Genomic DNA, 17,338 nt, shown 5'->3' on the forward strand with positions numbered 1-17,338 from the left:
CAATTATGGAGTTTTAGCAATCTATGACGCTTTAATTTTAGTCAGCTTTCTGAGCAGCTAAATTAACGTAGCATTGATCTATTGCCACATTGGTCAAGATTCCAATTCCACCACCTACAACTGCACCTGCAGCTCCTAATGCCAATTGAGTGCCAACCCCAATAGAGGAACCCATTATTAATGGAGCAAGAAAGTATATCGCTAAAGCACAGGTTATTGCAGCTACACTTATAACAGCCAGCTTTCTCGGACAAAAATTTTCTGGTGCCTCAGCACTAGATATGAATGATGATTTTACTAGATTTTTTCTACTTTCATGATCTAAAAAGCCATTTATTGTTCTCATTATAGGACGGGTAGAGCCATCACCAGTCAAGTCAATTCTATCTTCCACTATATCATGAAGTTCTTTAACTTGAGCTTTATATTCGTCCCAGTAGACTGATAACTCTTCTTGATTATTAAGAAGATCTAGTTTATTTGACCGTGAGTTATGTTCCAAAATATATCGAATTGCAGCTTTCCCTATATCTATATGCCCTACAGTAACAGCATAATTTAAAACATCTTCTGCTTTTTTCTTTCCAGCATTAAGATCAACACCAGCTTTTATTAATAATTCTACTATCTCTGGAGTGTCAAAAAATATAGCAGTATCTAGAGGAGTTTTTTCATTACAATCTTTGATATTTGAGTTTGCTTTTTTTCTATTAAATAACTTATAAATTCTAAAGCTCTATTAGCTTTTTCAGGATTTAGGTCTTTATTATTTCTGTATACTCTAATTGCAAAGTGCAACACAGTTTGACCCTTCAGTGCATTAGCATCTATGCCTGGTCTCCAATAGCCATCCTGTTCTTGATTTACTATGTTTACATCTGCACCGTTTTCTATTAAAGCCTTAGCTCCTTTTAAATTGCCTCGTGCAATTTGCAGATGAAGTAAGCAACGACCACACTTATCGGTTGCATTAGGATTTGCACCTTGTTCAATCAAATACCTTGCAATTTTATCATTAAATTTGTGATCATAAGTTGCAGATTCTAGTGGCTTAGAATCTTGCTGTAACTCATTTTTAGCTATTGATTTATTCATCTGACAGATTGATTTGACTAACTCTAAATCTTTTTTCATAACTGCCTTTCCGACTGCAGTGATGAATTTTACACCTTGCTCTATTAGATATTTAGCCATTTTACTATCAACAGCATAACCTAATAAATTTGTACCATTTTGGGAATTAATCTCAGCAACAACATCTTTAATAATAGAGCTATTTTTCTCAAAAATTGATTTTACTTTTTCTAAGTCATTCTCCTTAACAGCTCTAAGAAGCTTTTTTAATACAGAATCTTTCTTCTTATTTTCAGCTAGAATTTTCTGTAGTTCTTCAGGATTCATAAATACACCTCAACACACACAATCAAAGAAATTATATCCAAATTGGAATTGTTTGTAAAGGATCTTTAGATATTATCTTGCCCAAAGGTTAATTTATTTTATAATCTTTCTGTATTCTAGAAATTTCAATTAAATGAACTGCTATAAAACTCACGCGTGTAATGAATTAAGGAAGAATGATGTAGAAAAGGAAGTTACTCTCTCTGGGTGGCTGTACCGTAAACGTGACCATGGTAACCTAATCTTTGTTGATTTAAGAGATTTTTATGGAATTACTCAACTGGTATTCAATAATGACAAAGACTTTTTTGATGAAATTTCAAATTTAAAATCAGAAAGTGTGATTACTGTCACAGGAATAGTCAAAGCTAGAACTGAAGATACGGTAAATAGCTCTATTTCCACAGGAGAAATTGAAGTTATAGTTAGTAATTTACAAGTTGAATCGCAAGTTGAGTTCCACTGTGATGAAGAAATAGCAAAAGAAGAAAGGAGTATATTGGCAAGCATTGCCGGTGAGCAAGAATACCCAGAAAATATGAGATTTAAATATCGTTTTCTTGACTTAAGGCGAGAAAAAGTCCGCAATAACATTATTCTTCGCTCACAAATCATCGCAGAACTCAGGAAGCTCATGATAGAGCAAGGATTTTTGGAAATTCAAACTCCAATACTTACTGCCTCTTCTCCTGAAGGTGCACGTGACTACTTAGTGCCAAGCAGACTAAATCCTAGTAAATTCTATGCATTACCACAAGCTCCGCAGATTTTTAAGCAGTTGCTTATGGTTTCGGGGTTTGATAAATATTTTCAAATTGCACCTTGTTTTCGTGATGAAGACGCAAGGGCTGACCGTTCTCCTGGGGAGTTTTATCAGCTAGACCTTGAAATGTCTTTTGTAACTCAAGAGGATATATTTCAGGTTATTGAGTCTACTTTATATAAAGTGTTTGCCAAATTTTCTCGAAAATCAGTTGATGAAGATTTTCTGCACATTACATACAAAGACGCAATGCTCAAATACGGTTCTGATAAACCAGATCTGCGCAATCCACTATTGATTAGTGATGTAACAGAAATTTTCCGTGATTCAGAGTTCAATATTTTCAAAAGCAATATCGAGCGTGGTATGGTAGTGAGAGCCATTCCTGCTCCTAAAACAGCAGAAGAACCTCGTAGCTTTTTTGATAAAAAAATAGAACATGCACAAAAAGAATTAGGTGCTAAAGGTCTTGGGTATATAACATTTGATAAGGACGGCATTGCAAAAGGACCAATTGCTAAATTCCTTGATGACAATAGGTTAAATTCCATAAAAGAAATAACAAATATAGAACCTGGAGATAGTGTATTTTTTGCTTCTGATAAGGAAAATGAAGCAGCAATAATTGCAGGGAAAGTGCGTACTCTTTTGGGATCAGAACTGGGTCTTATAGATGACAATATCTTCAAATTCTGCTGGGTCATCGATTTTCCATATTTTGCATATGATGATAAAAGCAAAAAAATAGATTTCTTTCATAACCCATTTTCCATGCCACATGGTGGCTTGAAAGATTTAGAAGAAAAAGATCCGCTGGACATCCTTGCTTACCAATATGATCTTGTTTGCAATGGAATAGAGCTGTCAAGTGGGGCGATTCGTAATAACAAGTTGGATATTATGTATAAGGCTTTTGCCATTGCAGGTTATAGCAAAGAAGAAGTTGATACAAAATTCGGCGCGCTTGTTCGTGCATTCAGATTCGGTGCTCCTCCTCATGGTGGAATAGCACCGGGGGTTGATAGAATGGTTATGCTACTTGCCGATGAACCAAACATTCGTGAAGTAATCTGTTTTCCTATGAATCAGCAAGGAGAAGATGTTCTAATGGGTGCTCCTTCTAAAGTGGACAATAAACATTTACGTGAGTTGTCTTTAAATGTTATTGAATAAAAATTTTTATAGCGGAGTGTGGTAAGCTGGAAGTCATGAACGATATTCAAAAAGCAATACTATCAAGCATAATCTGCAATATGATTATATGGTATGAAGTAACTCTGTTTGGAGTTTTAACTCATATAATAAGCAACGTTTTTTTTCCTTCAGAAAATGATTATTTGAGCACAATCAAATTTCTTGGCAGTTTTGCAATTGGCTTTGGATTTAGACCACTTGGTGCGTTTATTTTTGGTTACATTGGAGATAAGCACGGTAGGAGGAAAATTTTGCTGATTTCCGTAATATTGGCTTCGATATCGTCTACTGCAATTGCGGTTATACCAAGCTTTAGAGAAATAGGAATATTTTCTCCTATACTGCTTCTGTTTTGTAGGATAGTACAAGGAATGGCAGCAGGTGGAGAAACAAGTGTTAACTCTGCTTTTTTAATAGAGCATTCAAGCGATAAAAAAAATCTAGGATTCTTAGGGAGCATGAAAGCGTTTAGTGGTGCTCTCGGTTCTATCACATGCTTTGTAATGATAGCTATTTGCAAAAAGTTTACAGGTGAAAATTATGAAATTTGGGGCTGGAGGTTGCTCTTCTATTTCTGCTTTGTTATGGGTATGATAGGTTTTTTAATAAGATACATAATGGAAGAGAGTTTAGCGTATAAAACTCATGACAAAAATAAAAGCTTATCTAGTTCTCCATTTTTTGAACTAATCAAAACCTACAAAAAAGCATTTATATTAGCAATTGGACTTGGTATTGCCCAAAATGCAATCGTTTATTCGGTAATTATGTTTTATAACATATCTGTCAAAGAACTTACCTTCTCAGGCATTGATATTAAAAATCTAGTAAGGATCATGGTTGAAATTACATTTGGAACGTCTGCAGTGCTGTTTGCAATACTTTCTGATAAAATTGGAAGAAAAAATGTGATAATTCCTACATTAGTAACTTTAGCTTGTGTTAGCTTGCCGGTACTTTCGCTATTATCATATGATAATCACTATATTATAACATTCACTTTTCTGTTGATGAGCATACCGATAGGTGCATCTTTTGGAATATATAATTCTCTTGCCTGCGAATTATTTCCAACAAAAGTTAGATGCACTGGCTTCAGCCTAGCACATAATATATCTGCAGGTATTTTTGGTGGCCTTTCTCCATCGATATGCATGTGGCTTATAGAAAAAACTGAAACAAAACTTGCAGCAGGTGTTTATCTTACCACCTGCGCATTAATTAGCCTAATATCTGTGCTTCAAATCAAAGCCAAAGACAGAAAAGTTGATTGGTGAAATCGCTTCAGTCAAAAGATAGCGCTTCAATAGATTTTTCGATATGTTTAGGGACGGGAGCAGTAATAGTGACTTCTTTATTATTTGGCAATTTTAAAGACAAAGAATATGAATGCAGGTGAATCTGATTTGCTACTCCATCAATAAAAGCTTTTTTACCGCCATATTTACCGTCACCAAGAATAGGGCAATTTATATGAGCTAAATGTACACGTAACTGATGGGTTCTACCAGTAATTGGTTGTAATTTTAGATAAGCGACATTGTGTTTTAGCCCTGACACAATTGAAAAGTGTGTAGTGGCATTCTGCGGTGAGTCTTCGTCAATGACCACTCTTTCTTGTCCTGAAATATATTTTTTCACCAACGGATAGTCTATTGTTCCATTATCTTTGCTCGGCATACCAGAAGTTAATGCTAGGTAAGTTTTTTTTATCCTCCGTCCTTTAAATTCTTCCATAAGGTATTTGGCAACGCTGGCATTGCGTGCGAATATTATTACTCCGCTTGTATCCCTATCCAGCCTATGAACAATTTTAAATATTTCTCTCTCTCTTATTTGGTCAAGCAAATCACTAATGCTAATCTTTACTTTTACGCCACCTTGAACGATGACCCCTGCGGGTTTGTTTATAGCTAGTATATATTCGTCTTCATATAATATGTTCTCTCTTAGTAGATTCACTAACTTTTCATTATATTTGCGATCAGAACTAGCATTCTCAATATAATTCAAGTGTTTCAGCGTTATAGTTTGTCCAGAATTTACTCTATCACTAGACTTTGCTTTGCAATCATCAACTTTGATTAACCCTTTCCTTAAAGATTTTTCAATTACAGATTGCTTTAGATCAGGAAAGATTCTTCTGATGTGCCTATCCAGCCTAACGTTATCGTCTTTTACTAATATGGTTTTGATACCTTCTGACATCTTACCTACAGAAATTTTATAATGAAAGTAGCGTACACTGAAATCTAATAGCACACAATTCTACCCAATGTACTTTCAGTGTCAGTTACCTCTACATCTATCATTCGAGCGTAATTAGTTAAAACCTAAAGGAGATTCTATAATAGCCGAATACTTTTCTATCATCGAGGGGGAAGATGTTAATGGTAGTTTCTCCATCATAGAGAGGTAAGTATTAGGCTCTTTAGTACTAGGGCCTGGACACGCTTCAGTGTTAGGCCCTGACTTCATACACTCAATGCCGTTAGCTAAAGATGTTACTCTTCCTACATTAACATTTTTAGTGCGATATGACCACCTGTAAGGACTATGTAATATTTGTTCTTTTACTCCATCCATTTCATCTGGACACGCTTTAGTGTTAGTCCCTAACTGCACACATTTAACGTGGTCAGTTATAAGTGCTACTCCTTTTTCATTAAGTTTAGCGTTATACTGTAATTGTTCAATTTGATTAGCTTGATCTCTTATCATATGTTCAAAGCTGATAGATAGATTATGTGATTCTATTTCTTTCAACATATGTGATTCTATGTGTTGCACTGTCATTAATTCTTTGTTTCTGAGTATACTTGATTCTAATTTAAGCCACGCAAGTATATCTAGTGCTCTTTTTTCTGCTTCCATTAGAAGATTACTTATACCTTGACGTTCAGCTAAATCTCTTACAGTTTCACCACAGTGATCAGGCAATGAAGTATTTGCGCGATAACATAGTAAGGTCATTACTACTATCCAGTGTCTACGTTCGACAGCATAAGCTAAAGGAGATTGCCCAGAGCTATCCTGTGCATTAACATCTACTCCATATAAAATTAAGATCCTTACTACTTCCGGATGGTTATATTTGGCAGCTTTATGTAAAGCAGTTGATCCTAAATCATCATCTGCATTAGCATCTACTCCAGCTTCTAATAGAGTATGTACCATTAGTGTATTACCATGTCCGGCAGCACAACGTAAAAACTCAGCTTCCATCAATTTCATCACATCCTTCCATATTCCAAGTTGTATTATAGTAGTTACTGCTTCTAGATAATTATATGGACAAATAGAAAATAATATTTTCTGTGGATCATTCGTCACAATACTTGCTCCGTTCTTTATTAGACAATTAATTGTTTCTATATTGCCTCCTGCAGCAGCACAATGAAAAGGAGTCCATTCCCATGCATCCTTAAGGTTAACCTCTGCTCCATAGTTTATTAAGAGCTCTACTGCTTCCATATTACCATTCGTAGCAGCAACATGTAAGGGAGATCGTCCAAGTAACTTATCCTCTACATCAACACTTGCTTTACATCGTGATTTACCCTGTAATAGGATCTCTAATATTAATGGACTATTCCTTGTAACAGCCCAATAAAAAGGAGTCCATCCAAATACATCCACTGTCTCAATAGTTTCTTCAATATTATTATCATTTTTCATTATACAATCCACCAATGCTTTATCAGCATTTGCAACAGCAATATGTAAAGGAGTAAGTTTAAGAGCCCCATTCTTCTTAACATCTGCTCCATTCTGCATTAAGTACTTTACTACTTCTTTATGGCCATTCTTGGCAGCTTCATATAAAGCAGTCAAGTTCATCAGATCTTTCACATTAGGATTTACCTTATTCGTTACTAAGATCTTTGTTATTTCTATATCGCCTGCTTCAGTAGCCAAATGTAAGGCAGTTCGTTCAGATGAATCCAATTGATTAACATTTGCCCCTTTTTGTAGTAGCTTGAGTGTGACTTCTATATTACCCGCTTCGGCAGCCCAATGTAAAGCAGTCCATTTGAAAAACGGACTTGGTGCATTAATATTGATTCCTTCTACTTCAATCATAGCCTCTATTAAATTGCTCAGCTTAAAATCAATAACTAAATATAATAACGTGTATGAAAAGCGTTCATGCAAACAATCTGTTTTAAACCAATAATTTACATCAAATTTGGCTTTCTCCCACTCTTTATACACATTGTCACTTTTTTTCTTTAGTATACCTAATGTTTCTACTATATTTTGTGTATCTAGCACCACTGGTACCTTTTCTGAGATCTTTCGTGCATTTAAGCACATCCTCTAGCGCCACTGCTTTTGATTCTTCTGATGTCTCTTGTACACCTAACCTTTTTAGCATTCTTTTTACCATCTGTTGAGCATTTGATACCCTTGACTCCTTTAGTATCTTTTTTGCTTCTTCTTTTGTCTGCGGTACATTTACCACCTTTAGTCTCTTTTTTAATGGCTCTTGTGTCTCTTGTACTCTTGGAATCTCGTTTGGTACTTCTAATCCATGCGATATCTCTTCTAACATTCTTAATGTTTCTGCTTGCCCTAGTATCTTTACTTCCTTTAATAGCTCTTTTATTCTTTCAATTACATTGTTTTCACTTAAATTTACCTCTTGATCAATTACACCTAATATTATGTTCCACTGTTCATATGTCATTACCATAGCTTTACCTCATACTATAGAGTATTTTTTGATGCTATATATTATGGTAGAATAGTCAACGCATTTTCCATAGCGTAACTTGAGAGTCTAAAAGGACTGTTATTAACTTACAGAAAACCAAGCTTGCCTGAAATCACTTAATTGATTATAATCATAGGTTTTAAGGCAGTAAAATGACAGCTTTTTTTCCTTTGGTTATTTTTTTAATCTTATACCTTGGAAGTGGTGTCTATTTTTTCTTTATTGGAATTGATAATCCGCTTCGCCAAGTTTCACCGGTAATTTGCCTACTACCGGCGCTATTTTTTGCTGTTGCATGCAGTGCAGGTAAAATTCAACGTCACATCGATACTGTCATCGAGGGTATGGGCGATAAAAACACCCTTACTATGTGTTTAATTTTTCTATTTTCTGGAGCATTTTCTGTGGTGACTCAATCAATTGGTAGTGCAGATACTGTTGCTGATTTAATTCTCAATTTCCTTCCAGCAAGATTACTACTGCCTGGAGTATTTTTGGCTTCCGCTTTTATATCAACTGCAATTGGTACGTCTATGGGAGTTGTTGTATTAATGGTACCAATAGCTGTTAACTTAGCAAAAAGTGGGGCTTTTGGTCTTGAAATAGGAACTGCAACTGTAGTTGGAGGTGCCGTATTTGGTGATAATCTTTCAATGATATCTGACACTACTATTGCATCTGTTTCTTCACAGGGGGCCACGATAAAGGATAAACTTAAAGTGAATTCTAAAGTAGCATTTGTTGCCAGCATTATAACGCTTATCTATCTGGCAATTATGGCAGATAGTACAAAAATTATTCCTACATCAAATTTAGATTATTTATCAGTAATAAAGATTATTCCTTATATTTCTTTAATAATCATGGGGTTATTTGAAGTTACTACTTTAGTAACAATAACTATAAATATAATTGTTGCTAGTGTATTAGGGATGATTTTTTTTGACTATACTATCATTCAACTCTCTCATGACATATATGACGGTTTCAAAAAAGTAAACGAGATAGTGATATTTGCTCTATTTATTGGCGGATTGAGTCATATAATGTACAAGCAAGGTCAAAAGGCATTACACAAACTTATCGATGAAAGCAATATCACAAAAACTAAAGCTGAATTTGTAATAGCGGGCATAGCATCTATGTTTACTGTTTTAGTTGCTAATAATACCATTGCTATTTTATTAAGTGGCGATATTGCAAAAAGGCTCGCGCAAAAGCATAATATTCCGTCATACCGTAGTGCATACTTGTTAGACATTTTTGCTTGCGTTACAAAAGGCATTTTGCCTTATGGTTCCCAGCTGCTGCTAGCAGGTAGCATTGCTTCTGTCTCACCTATTTCTTTGTTAACACAAGTTTATTACTGCTTTATTTTAGCAGCAGTTACAGTAGGTGAAATAATCATCAATGGCAGACGTTGCGCGGCTACAACTTAATGTACGAAGATTTCTCTTCATATTACATTTTTGTGCCCATAAGAAATGAGTTGCCATTTTCATCAGCTACTTGAATAATAGATATATTCACAAAATTGTTCCATTTTTCTCAATAGGTTTTGGTTTTCTTTTTCCCTTATTAGCAGAGCATAAAACTTAGCTTTTTAATAAATCTCATTTTAACTCCAATACGCTAACTATGAAACAATCTATATTTCCATCAAAAACGGAATTTATATTGCCAACTTCATGTCCAGTCCTTAAATCCTTCACCATTTGATACGGATGCATAACATACGATCTGATCTGACTGCCCCAACCTATATCGCATTTCTTGCCATATTCTTCGGCCATTTTCTGTTCTTTTTTTTCCAATTCAATTTGATATAAACGTCCTTTAAGTAGTTTAAGTGCTTCATCTTTATTTTTATGTTGAGAACGACCATTTTGGCATTGAACTACAACGCCTGTTGGAATATGTGTAATACGTACCGCACTTTCAGTCTTATTTACATGCTGACCACCGGCTCCAGAAGCACGGTAAGTGTCGATCTTTAAATCCTTTTCATCCACAACAATATTTATTGAATCTTCAATTACTGGAGTTACTCCTACACTTGCAAAACTGGTATGACGTTTACCATTTGCATCAAATGGTGATATTCTAACCAATCTATGAACTCCACTTTCGCTTTTTGCCCACCCGTAAGCTTTTTCTCCGATAATCTTTATTGTTGTAGATTTTATACCAACCGAATCACCATCTAATTTTTCTACAACTTCAACTTTAAAATTGTGATAAATTTCTGCCCATCTTGTATACATGCGCATGAGCATCTCAGCCCAATCATTGCTCTCTGTTCCACCAGCTCCTGAGTGGATTTCTAAAAAGCAGTTATTATTATCTGCTTCACCAGTAAATAAGGATTCTGTCTCTTTAAGTTTGATTAATTTCTCTAGCTTGGCTAATTCATTTTCAACTTCAGAAAAAAATTCTTCATCATTCTCATCAATAGCAGATTTCATCAAGCTGATAGCATCGTTGTAATCGCTTTCTAATTTTGAAAACGATTCTATTTCATGCTTAATTTTAGAGCGTTCTTTTAAAATTTCTTGTGCTTTTTGATTGTCTTGCCACAGATTATCATTCGATGCTTGAGAATCCAGCTCTTCAAGACGCAACTTCGATCTTTCTATGTCAAAGACACCTCCTGATAAGAGAAATACTTTTATTTAAGCCTTGAAAGTATTCAAGGATTTCTGGATGGGTTTTCATTATACTTTAGACTTTAATATATTTATTATCACTAACAATAACAGCAAACAAAATAGAAATTTAACCATATAATAGTTAATTCAAAATAATTTTATTATACTTGAATGTTCAATAAAATCAAGTGTGTATATTTATTAAAAAAATAAGGTAAAGTAATGAATATTAAAACAAGTTCTCATTATGGTTTAGACAAAAAGGCTATTGATGATTTAATAGAGTCTCTCGATAATCAAGAATTAGAAAATGTTCGTAATATTGTAAAAACGATAGATAGCGTTCAGTTAGCTTATTTTTTATCTACTTCGATCAGTGATCACAGGGAGAAATTAGTTAATATCCTCGATCAACGTCTGTTAAGTGATGCCTTAGTACATGTAGTACCAGATTTACAATTAGAGGTCATAGAAATATTGGGAATAGAAAATACAGCAAAGTTACTAATGCTTCTTGATATAGAAGACATAGTAGCCATAGTGAAAGATTTAGATAGAAAGTCTATAGAAAACATACTTAACTATTTACCCAATGCAACTCAAAAATTAGTAGAGGAATTGTTATCATACCCAGAAGAAAGTGCAGGAAGGTTGATACATAAAAATATGGTTATAGCTCCATATTATTGGACGATAAATCAGCTAATGGAATTCTTGCGTAATTATAAAAAAATACCGGAAACATTTTACCAAATCTTCATCATTAACTCGAAATTAGAACCTATAGGTAGTTTCAACTTAAATAAGGTAATATCTCACTCAGGAGAAACAATAATAAAAGAGATAATGAGTCAAGATATAAAAATAATTAAAACTGGAATGGACCAAGAAGAAGTAGCAAGAATATTTAAGGATTACTCTCTATTATCAGCCCCAGTAGTAAATAAGAATGGTAAAATTATCGGTGTAATCCTTATTGAAGATGTAATCAAAATTGTTCAGCAAGAAGCAGAAGAGGATGTACTTAAAATAAGCGGTGTATCTTCTAAATCTGATATAAATGCTCCTATACATAAAACTATAATTAAAAGGCTACCTTGGTTATTATTTAACCTCTTAGCTGCAACAATGTGTTCTATAGTAGTTGGCTTTTTCGATAACGTAATAGAAAGTTTTATAGTACTACCAATTATTATGCCAATAATTGCATCAATGAGCGGAAATGCAGGATCCCAAACAGTAACACTAACTATCCGGGCAATTGCAACAAAATATCTAACTGAGCAAAATGCAAAAAGAATACTGATGAAAGAATTTTTAATAGGTCTTATAAATGGAGTGATTTTATCTACAATTTCGCTCGTAGTATTAGCAATAAGGTTCCATAGTTTAAAAGTAGAGATCATTTTCGTAGTTTCTATGATTGCAATGTCGATCATTGCAACATTTATCGGCACTTTTATTCCTATAATGCTTCATCGTTTAAGATCCGATCCTGCTGTTTCGTCTTCAATCTTAACATCAGCAACAACTGATATTCTCTCAGCTCTTATATTTTTTGGTCTAGCCACGATCTTTTTATTGAATAGCTGAATCTTGCTATATAAAAATTGCTTTACAAGCTTTAATTGCCACGTTATCATTACTCACAGGTGCATTGAAGAAGAAAAATAACAGTCGATAAAGAAATAAAAGTACATGAAACTGAGCTGCTTTAGTTTTAAAATACAAACTAAAATAAAATACTCAAACATGTAAAAGAGTTCTTGCTCTGCTAGATCTTTTTAGCTATAATACAGTTTAATGTAATGAATACATGGAATGTGAGTTAGATGCATTGTATTATATACATCATTCGGAAAGCAATCCTGACTTTTTTAAGCAAGTATTTAATTTAGTAAGAAATCAAAAGAAAGACACACTGCTACTCAGCAATCAAAGTTACCTAGGGTTACCGTGAGGTTTCTACAGTAAATTTGTAGAGCAGTTTAGTACAACTGTATAAGAATCAAATTAATTAGATATTAAAACCAATCTTCAGAAAAGAGATTTACGGTAAAATAATCAAGTATGAATATTAAAATATAGGGGGTTTTATGTTAGGTAAAGGAAATACAGGAGAACAAGTAGCAGATGATCGAATGGATTATGTAGATGATGAGTCAACAATAGGAGCAAAAGGAGGTCTTGATCATGAAGATAGATTATCTAGTGGAGAACTTCAGTGTGGACCAAGTCAAGAGAGTCTTGGAGTAACAAGATCTTCATCTATAAGCAGCGGTAGTGTATGGTATAGCGCATCGAATGATACAGCCAATGTTATAAGTCTTACAGATAATGAAGTAGTGGAAAAAGCAACTTTTTTTGTTAAGACTTTTGTTAAAGAATTCGAGGAAAAATTATCTAAATATTTTGAGGAGGCAGAACCAGATTCAAATATACAAAAAATAAGCAAAGCTTCAGCCAGCTTTAATTCTATTTTGAATAATACTATTCCAGCAAGTCCACTAAAATTATTTAGTGTTAAAGTTAATGAGAGTATCAATCATTGTGTTACAGGAAAACGGCATAAGAAAGGAGCGAAAAATATTTTTACAATAACTACACCTTGCTACAAAGCTGAAATGAGAGAGATTTTAGTAAAAGCTGGCTTAGAAATTTTTCACAGGTTTGAGGAACCATTCATAAAAGTTGTAGATATCAATCCCTCTTTTTATCATAGGAGAGTTAAGAAGTTAGTAATAGATGCTGTACATAGAACAATGAATTACCTTTTAACTTCTGAGGAACAAGACTTTTCTGTTGATCTTATAACACAAGGTGTTGTTCTAGGTAAGTCAAAAAAGAAAGGATATTTTACGCGTCCTGGATATGAAATAAAAGATGAGCAAAGTAGTGAAAGTTTATTAACCTCAGAATTGTATGAATGGGTAGGAATAAAGAAAAAAGAAGAAGATGAAACTGTTAATTATTATCAATATAATTCTGAGGAACATAATCTAGAGGAATATAGCTGTGCTGAAAAATACGGCTATCGGCTTCCCTTTGAATGGGAGTTAAGAAAGTGGGAGGAGATAAAACAAAAGTATGTATTCAGTGAAGCACCCACAGAAAGATATGTGCATATTTTAAATGATGAAAAAAAAGAAAAATTAGCTCGTTTTATATTAAAGAAGATTAATGAACAAGATCCTGTGAAAAGGAAAGATATAGAAGATGTAAAAGAACATCTTAGAAAACAAGATGAAGATAGGCGTCAATTTTCCTATAGTTTTGGCAAGATACCAGAAAATTTCATTGAAAGAAAAGAGGTGGTAAAAAATTTGAACCTAAGATTACACAGTAGTAGTCAAGAAATAAAAATGTCACGAGTAGTCTTAATTAGTGGGAAGTCTGGAATAGGGAAAAGCGAACTTGCTAGAGGCTATGGGTTTAGTGAAAGGCGTAAGGGTACTTGGGCAAGGATTATGTGGATAGATGCCTCGTCATATAACAAGCTTTCAAATTCATTTCTTAGGTTGGCTGAAAGATTAGGAATTTCTATAAAAAGTGAGCAAAGGAGAGAGAAACATTAAATCTATTGTCGAGGATGTATATGAGTATCTTCAAGACACAAAAAGTTTGTTTGTTTTCGATAATGCTATTAGTTATAAGGAGATTGAAAATTTTTTGCCATCAAGCTTTCCTATTTTTTCTAATAGAGAAAAACCTTACGTTTTAATTACTTCTTCTAAGAGCCTGTTCATAATCTTTTCAGAAGCAAAGCAGCGAAAGCAAGAACGACCATTTGCAGGCTAGTGTTGAGTTTCCGCTCGCAATTTTTCCACAATCGCCTACATTTTTGCAACCAAGCAAAAGATCTCTCAACAACCCATCTTTTCGGCAATACGACAAAGGTGTGTAATTCGCTTCACCTCAACAGTTGCACCAATAGTTACTTTCATCTGTGTTGCAAAATTTTCTCCTGTGTAGCCAGCATCAACTAGTATATTTTTAACTTCAGATAGGTTTTCTTTAGCATTTTTAACCATTCTCACAGCGCTACTACGATCAGTTATTTCTGCCGTTGTTATATAAATTGCGTGGGGTAAACCTTGTGTATCTACCGCAATATGGCGTTTTATTCCTGAAACCTTTTTGCCTGCATCATAGCCTTTTTCTTCAGCAGTATCTGCATTTTTTACGCTTTGTGCATCAATTATGCAGAAGCTGGTTTTTTCTTTCCGACCATTGTTTTGTCGGACCACGCCAACTATTTTTTTTAATACCAGCTCCAGAACACTTTCTTTATTTGCATCTGCTTTTTCACTCCACTTCTTAAAATAGTCGTAACAATTCCGCCATTTTGGAAACTCTTTTGGTAACATTCTCCACTGGCAGCCACTTTTTAAGACGTATAACACTCCACAAAATACATGATATAAATCAAGTGTTCTTGGCTTTGTCCTCTTCCTGCAAGACTCCAGATCTGCTACAATAATCTCAAACTTTTCTCGACTTATATCACTTGGATATAAACTTCGCATATCCTACTTTATATACTTTATCCTCTCATTCTATCCCTTTTTTGAGATCACGTACAGGCTCTAACAAGGATGGGAAAAAAGAAATAGAAGATATAGAAGAAATAAAGTTGGGTAATTTTAAAAAAGGAGAAGCCGAGGAATTTATTCGAAAAACCTTAGGGGAAGATGAATCACAAGATAAATTTATATCAGAGTTAATAGAAGAACTTAATTATTTTCCATTAGATTTGAAAGTAGCAATATCATGCATTAAATCAAAAGGGCTTAGTATTAGAGAATATCTGGAGGAATATAGAGTAGCTCAGCAATCAAAAACTGATTTTTTGGAGACACAAGTTGTTAATAAAAAATCTTTTAAAGCTTTGAAGGTTAACATTGATAAAATAAAAGAAGAAAAAAATGTTGGACAGCAAGCATATGTTATTTTAGTATTCATGGCTTACCTGGACCCTAATCAAATTAATACAAAAGAAATTTTTTTCAAGGGGGAATCAAAAGAAAATCAACAAAGGGTTTTGAATGCACTTGATCTACTTAATCAGTTCTCATTGATTGGATTAGAGAAAGGGATAGCAAAAATTCATCAAGAAGTACAAAAAATGATAAGGTTAGAGCAAAGAAAAGAAAAAAGAGAAGAAGAATTTTTAAGAAAAATAATGACATCATTGATGGATAATAACTGTAAAAATGTAAGCCATATCATATCCATTTGGAATTATGCAAGTGAATATAAAAAGTTAGTTAATGAATTTATTGAATCTGATTATTATGGAATGAATATCTTACATTTTCTGGCCATAGATGATAGTGAAGAAGTTATTAAGCTTATATTCGAGAATGTAGATCTAAGTAAATTAAGTAAAATTGTTAATATCGGTGATAAAGATGGATCTACTCCTTTAGAATATGCTGTTATATATGGTCACTTAGCGTTAGTTAAATACTTTATAGGAAAAGGGGCTAATTTTAAGGTAAGTGATGACCCGAGCCTTACCCTTTTAGACTGTGCTGCTCTCCATAATCGACTAGAAATAGTTAGGTATTTTATTGATAACGAACATTTTCAGTTTGATAGTACTGTTTTATACTATGCTATTGAAAATAATTGCTTAGAGGTCGTTGGATACTTTATAGAGGAAGAAGAGATTTGTATAAATTCAAAGGACGGAGAAGGTAAAGGTTATTTGCACTATGCTGTTGAACATAATTCCTTAGAGATTTTTGAGTACCTTCTAGCGTACGGGGCTACAGTAGATTTACAGGATAAGAATGGTATGACTCCTTTGCATTTTGCTGCTATGTATGGTTACCTAGGAATTGTTCGCTATCTTGTAGAGCATGGAGCTGATATAAATTTACAGAATGAAGATCATATGACTCCTTTGCACCTTGCTGATATATATGGTCACTCAAGCACTGTTCGCTACCTTGTAATGAATAACGTTAATACGAATCTAGAGGATATTAGTAATAATATTTCTCAGAACTACGATGTTAAGTTTTATTGCTACGACAGCGCTAGGTGCCTTTTTTCTTTAGAACAAGGAGCTAATGTGAAACTTGAACTCAATGATGATTTGTACCATTATACTACCAATTATTACCCAAGTAGTATTTGTTGCTATCAACCTCAATCTACTGTGTGCTCAGCTCCATACTTAAAAATGCAATCACATGAAAGACACCTAAAAGCATTTGATGAATACACTACTAAAAAAAGAAAATTAGAAAATATAAGTGAAGCATTGCAATTTGAAGATAAAAGCACGGTTAACTTAACTCATAGGTCACCTATATCTTCATTTAACAGCGTCTCTGTACAACCTGCAAACAAGGACTTAAGACTATAATTTTACAGTAAGCTATTTAATTTTATGAGGGGAATTTCAAAAAAACAGAGAAATAAAGTAATAAATTGATATAAATTCGCGTAGAACAAGTGGTAGACCATACGATCTCAAAATAAAATCTTCTTACAATAGCTGGTTTTGGGTTCTGGAAATGGCTGTGTCGTTTAGGTTTTTAGTGATGTGTGAGATTAAGTGGGTATTAATTTATTTAAAAGTAGAAAGAGTACATTAAAGTAAAA

Annotated in this window: 13 protein-coding genes and 1 pseudogene; 7 read left to right on the forward strand and 7 right to left on the reverse strand. The window is 33.8% G+C overall.

Features of this window, described 5'->3' with window-relative positions:
- Nucleotides 1-37 precede the first annotated feature (37 nt).
- Both ABWU64_RS02030 and ABWU64_RS02035 read right to left on the reverse strand, forming a co-directional pair.
- Nucleotides 38-502, reverse strand: coding sequence for a hypothetical protein (locus tag ABWU64_RS02030; protein ID WP_353279757.1), 465 nt, complete (start codon nucleotides 500-502; stop codon nucleotides 38-40).
- Between the two features lie 155 nt (nucleotides 503-657).
- The gene (locus ABWU64_RS02035) at nucleotides 658-1,401 is read right to left on the reverse strand and encodes an ankyrin repeat domain-containing protein (RefSeq protein WP_353279758.1); all 744 of its coding nucleotides are present in this window, start codon (nucleotides 1,399-1,401) and stop codon (nucleotides 658-660) included.
- Between the two features lie 133 nt (nucleotides 1,402-1,534).
- Between ABWU64_RS02035 and aspS the strand changes: the two genes are divergently transcribed.
- Nucleotides 1,535-3,337 (forward strand): aspartate--tRNA ligase, encoded by a 1,803-nt coding sequence (gene aspS / locus ABWU64_RS02040; RefSeq protein ID WP_353279759.1) that lies wholly within the window; start codon nucleotides 1,535-1,537, stop codon nucleotides 3,335-3,337.
- A gap of 35 nt (nucleotides 3,338-3,372) precedes the next feature.
- On the forward strand, nucleotides 3,373-4,635 hold the full coding sequence (locus ABWU64_RS02045) for an MFS transporter (RefSeq protein ID WP_135352955.1): 1,263 nt from the start codon (nucleotides 3,373-3,375) through the stop codon (nucleotides 4,633-4,635).
- A 7-nt stretch (nucleotides 4,636-4,642) separates the two neighbouring features.
- Here the strand turns inward: ABWU64_RS02045 and ABWU64_RS02050 are convergent, their stop codons facing one another.
- The 3 genes from ABWU64_RS02050 to ABWU64_RS02060 form a co-directional block, all read right to left on the reverse strand.
- A complete protein-coding gene (locus ABWU64_RS02050; RefSeq protein WP_353279760.1) occupies nucleotides 4,643-5,566 on the reverse strand; it encodes an RluA family pseudouridine synthase in 924 nt (307 codons plus the stop codon).
- Nucleotides 5,567-5,680: 114 nt separating this feature from the next.
- Nucleotides 5,681-7,633, reverse strand: coding sequence for an ankyrin repeat domain-containing protein (locus tag ABWU64_RS02055; RefSeq protein WP_353279761.1), 1,953 nt, complete (start codon nucleotides 7,631-7,633; stop codon nucleotides 5,681-5,683).
- The gene (locus tag ABWU64_RS02060) at nucleotides 7,578-8,048 is read right to left on the reverse strand and encodes a hypothetical protein (protein ID WP_353279762.1); all 471 of its coding nucleotides are present in this window, start codon (nucleotides 8,046-8,048) and stop codon (nucleotides 7,578-7,580) included. The genes ABWU64_RS02055 and ABWU64_RS02060 overlap by 56 nt, the downstream gene beginning before the upstream one ends.
- Before the next feature lie 179 nt (nucleotides 8,049-8,227).
- On the opposite strand from ABWU64_RS02060, the gene ABWU64_RS02065 reads away from it, so the two are divergent.
- The gene (locus ABWU64_RS02065; protein ID WP_341815841.1) at nucleotides 8,228-9,514 is read left to right on the forward strand and encodes a Na+/H+ antiporter NhaC family protein; all 1,287 of its coding nucleotides are present in this window, start codon (nucleotides 8,228-8,230) and stop codon (nucleotides 9,512-9,514) included.
- A gap of 174 nt (nucleotides 9,515-9,688) precedes the next feature.
- Here the strand turns inward: ABWU64_RS02065 and prfB are convergent.
- Nucleotides 9,689-10,790, reverse strand: a protein-coding gene (gene prfB, locus ABWU64_RS02070) for a peptide chain release factor 2 (protein ID WP_333782284.1) whose coding sequence is annotated in 2 segments (ribosomal slippage) — nucleotides 9,689-10,723 and nucleotides 10,725-10,790 — 1,101 coding nt in all. Because the reading frame shifts where the segments join, the coding sequence is not laid out codon by codon here.
- 155 nt (nucleotides 10,791-10,945) lie between these two features.
- On the opposite strand from prfB, the gene mgtE reads away from it, so the two are divergent.
- From mgtE to ABWU64_RS02085, 3 genes are all read left to right on the forward strand, one after another.
- Complete coding sequence (mgtE, locus tag ABWU64_RS02075) at nucleotides 10,946-12,316, forward strand: magnesium transporter (RefSeq protein WP_015588496.1); 1,371 nt, start codon at nucleotides 10,946-10,948, stop codon at nucleotides 12,314-12,316.
- A gap of 503 nt (nucleotides 12,317-12,819) precedes the next feature.
- Complete coding sequence (locus tag ABWU64_RS02080) at nucleotides 12,820-14,298, forward strand: hypothetical protein (RefSeq protein WP_353279763.1); 1,479 nt, start codon at nucleotides 12,820-12,822, stop codon at nucleotides 14,296-14,298.
- Nucleotides 14,273-14,521: a hypothetical protein gene (locus ABWU64_RS02085; RefSeq protein WP_353279873.1), complete on the forward strand. Its 249-nt coding sequence runs from the start codon at nucleotides 14,273-14,275 to the stop codon at nucleotides 14,519-14,521. Before ABWU64_RS02080 ends, ABWU64_RS02085 begins: the two co-directional genes overlap by 26 nt.
- On the opposite strand, the pseudogene ABWU64_RS02090 reads toward ABWU64_RS02085, so the two are convergent.
- Nucleotides 14,466-15,249, reverse strand: a pseudogene (locus tag ABWU64_RS02090) (IS5 family transposase). The gene ABWU64_RS02085 and the pseudogene ABWU64_RS02090 sit on opposite strands and share 56 nt — an antisense overlap.
- Nucleotides 15,250-15,290: 41 nt before the next feature.
- On the opposite strand from ABWU64_RS02090, the gene ABWU64_RS02095 reads away from it, so the two are divergent.
- Nucleotides 15,291-17,099 carry an ankyrin repeat domain-containing protein gene (locus tag ABWU64_RS02095; protein ID WP_353279764.1) on the forward strand — a complete coding sequence of 603 codons (1,809 nt, stop codon included), beginning with the start codon at nucleotides 15,291-15,293 and terminating at the stop codon, nucleotides 17,097-17,099.
- Nucleotides 17,100-17,338: the final 239 nt, after the last annotated feature.

This window comes from Wolbachia endosymbiont (group B) of Xanthorhoe designata (assembly GCF_964028585.1).
Lineage (GTDB): Bacteria > Pseudomonadota > Alphaproteobacteria > Rickettsiales > Anaplasmataceae > Wolbachia.

Bases quoted from the DNA above. Each gene is read 5' to 3' on its own strand.
- ABWU64_RS02035 (WP_353279758.1), bottom strand. From the start codon at position 1,401: ATGAATCCTGAAGAACTACAGAAAATTCTAGCTGAAAATAAGAAGAAA.
- aspS (WP_353279759.1), top strand. From the start codon at position 1,535: ATGAACTGCTATAAAACTCACGCGTGTAATGAATTAAGGAAGAATGAT.
- ABWU64_RS02045 (WP_135352955.1), top strand. From the start codon at position 3,373: ATGAACGATATTCAAAAAGCAATACTATCAAGCATAATCTGCAATATG.
- ABWU64_RS02050 (WP_353279760.1), bottom strand. From the start codon at position 5,566: ATGTCAGAAGGTATCAAAACCATATTAGTAAAAGACGATAACGTTAGG.
- ABWU64_RS02060 (WP_353279762.1), bottom strand. From the start codon at position 8,048: ATGACATATGAACAGTGGAACATAATATTAGGTGTAATTGATCAAGAG.
- ABWU64_RS02065 (WP_341815841.1), top strand. From the start codon at position 8,228: ATGACAGCTTTTTTTCCTTTGGTTATTTTTTTAATCTTATACCTTGGA.
- mgtE (WP_015588496.1), top strand. From the start codon at position 10,946: ATGAATATTAAAACAAGTTCTCATTATGGTTTAGACAAAAAGGCTATT.
- ABWU64_RS02080 (WP_353279763.1), top strand. From the start codon at position 12,820: ATGTTAGGTAAAGGAAATACAGGAGAACAAGTAGCAGATGATCGAATG.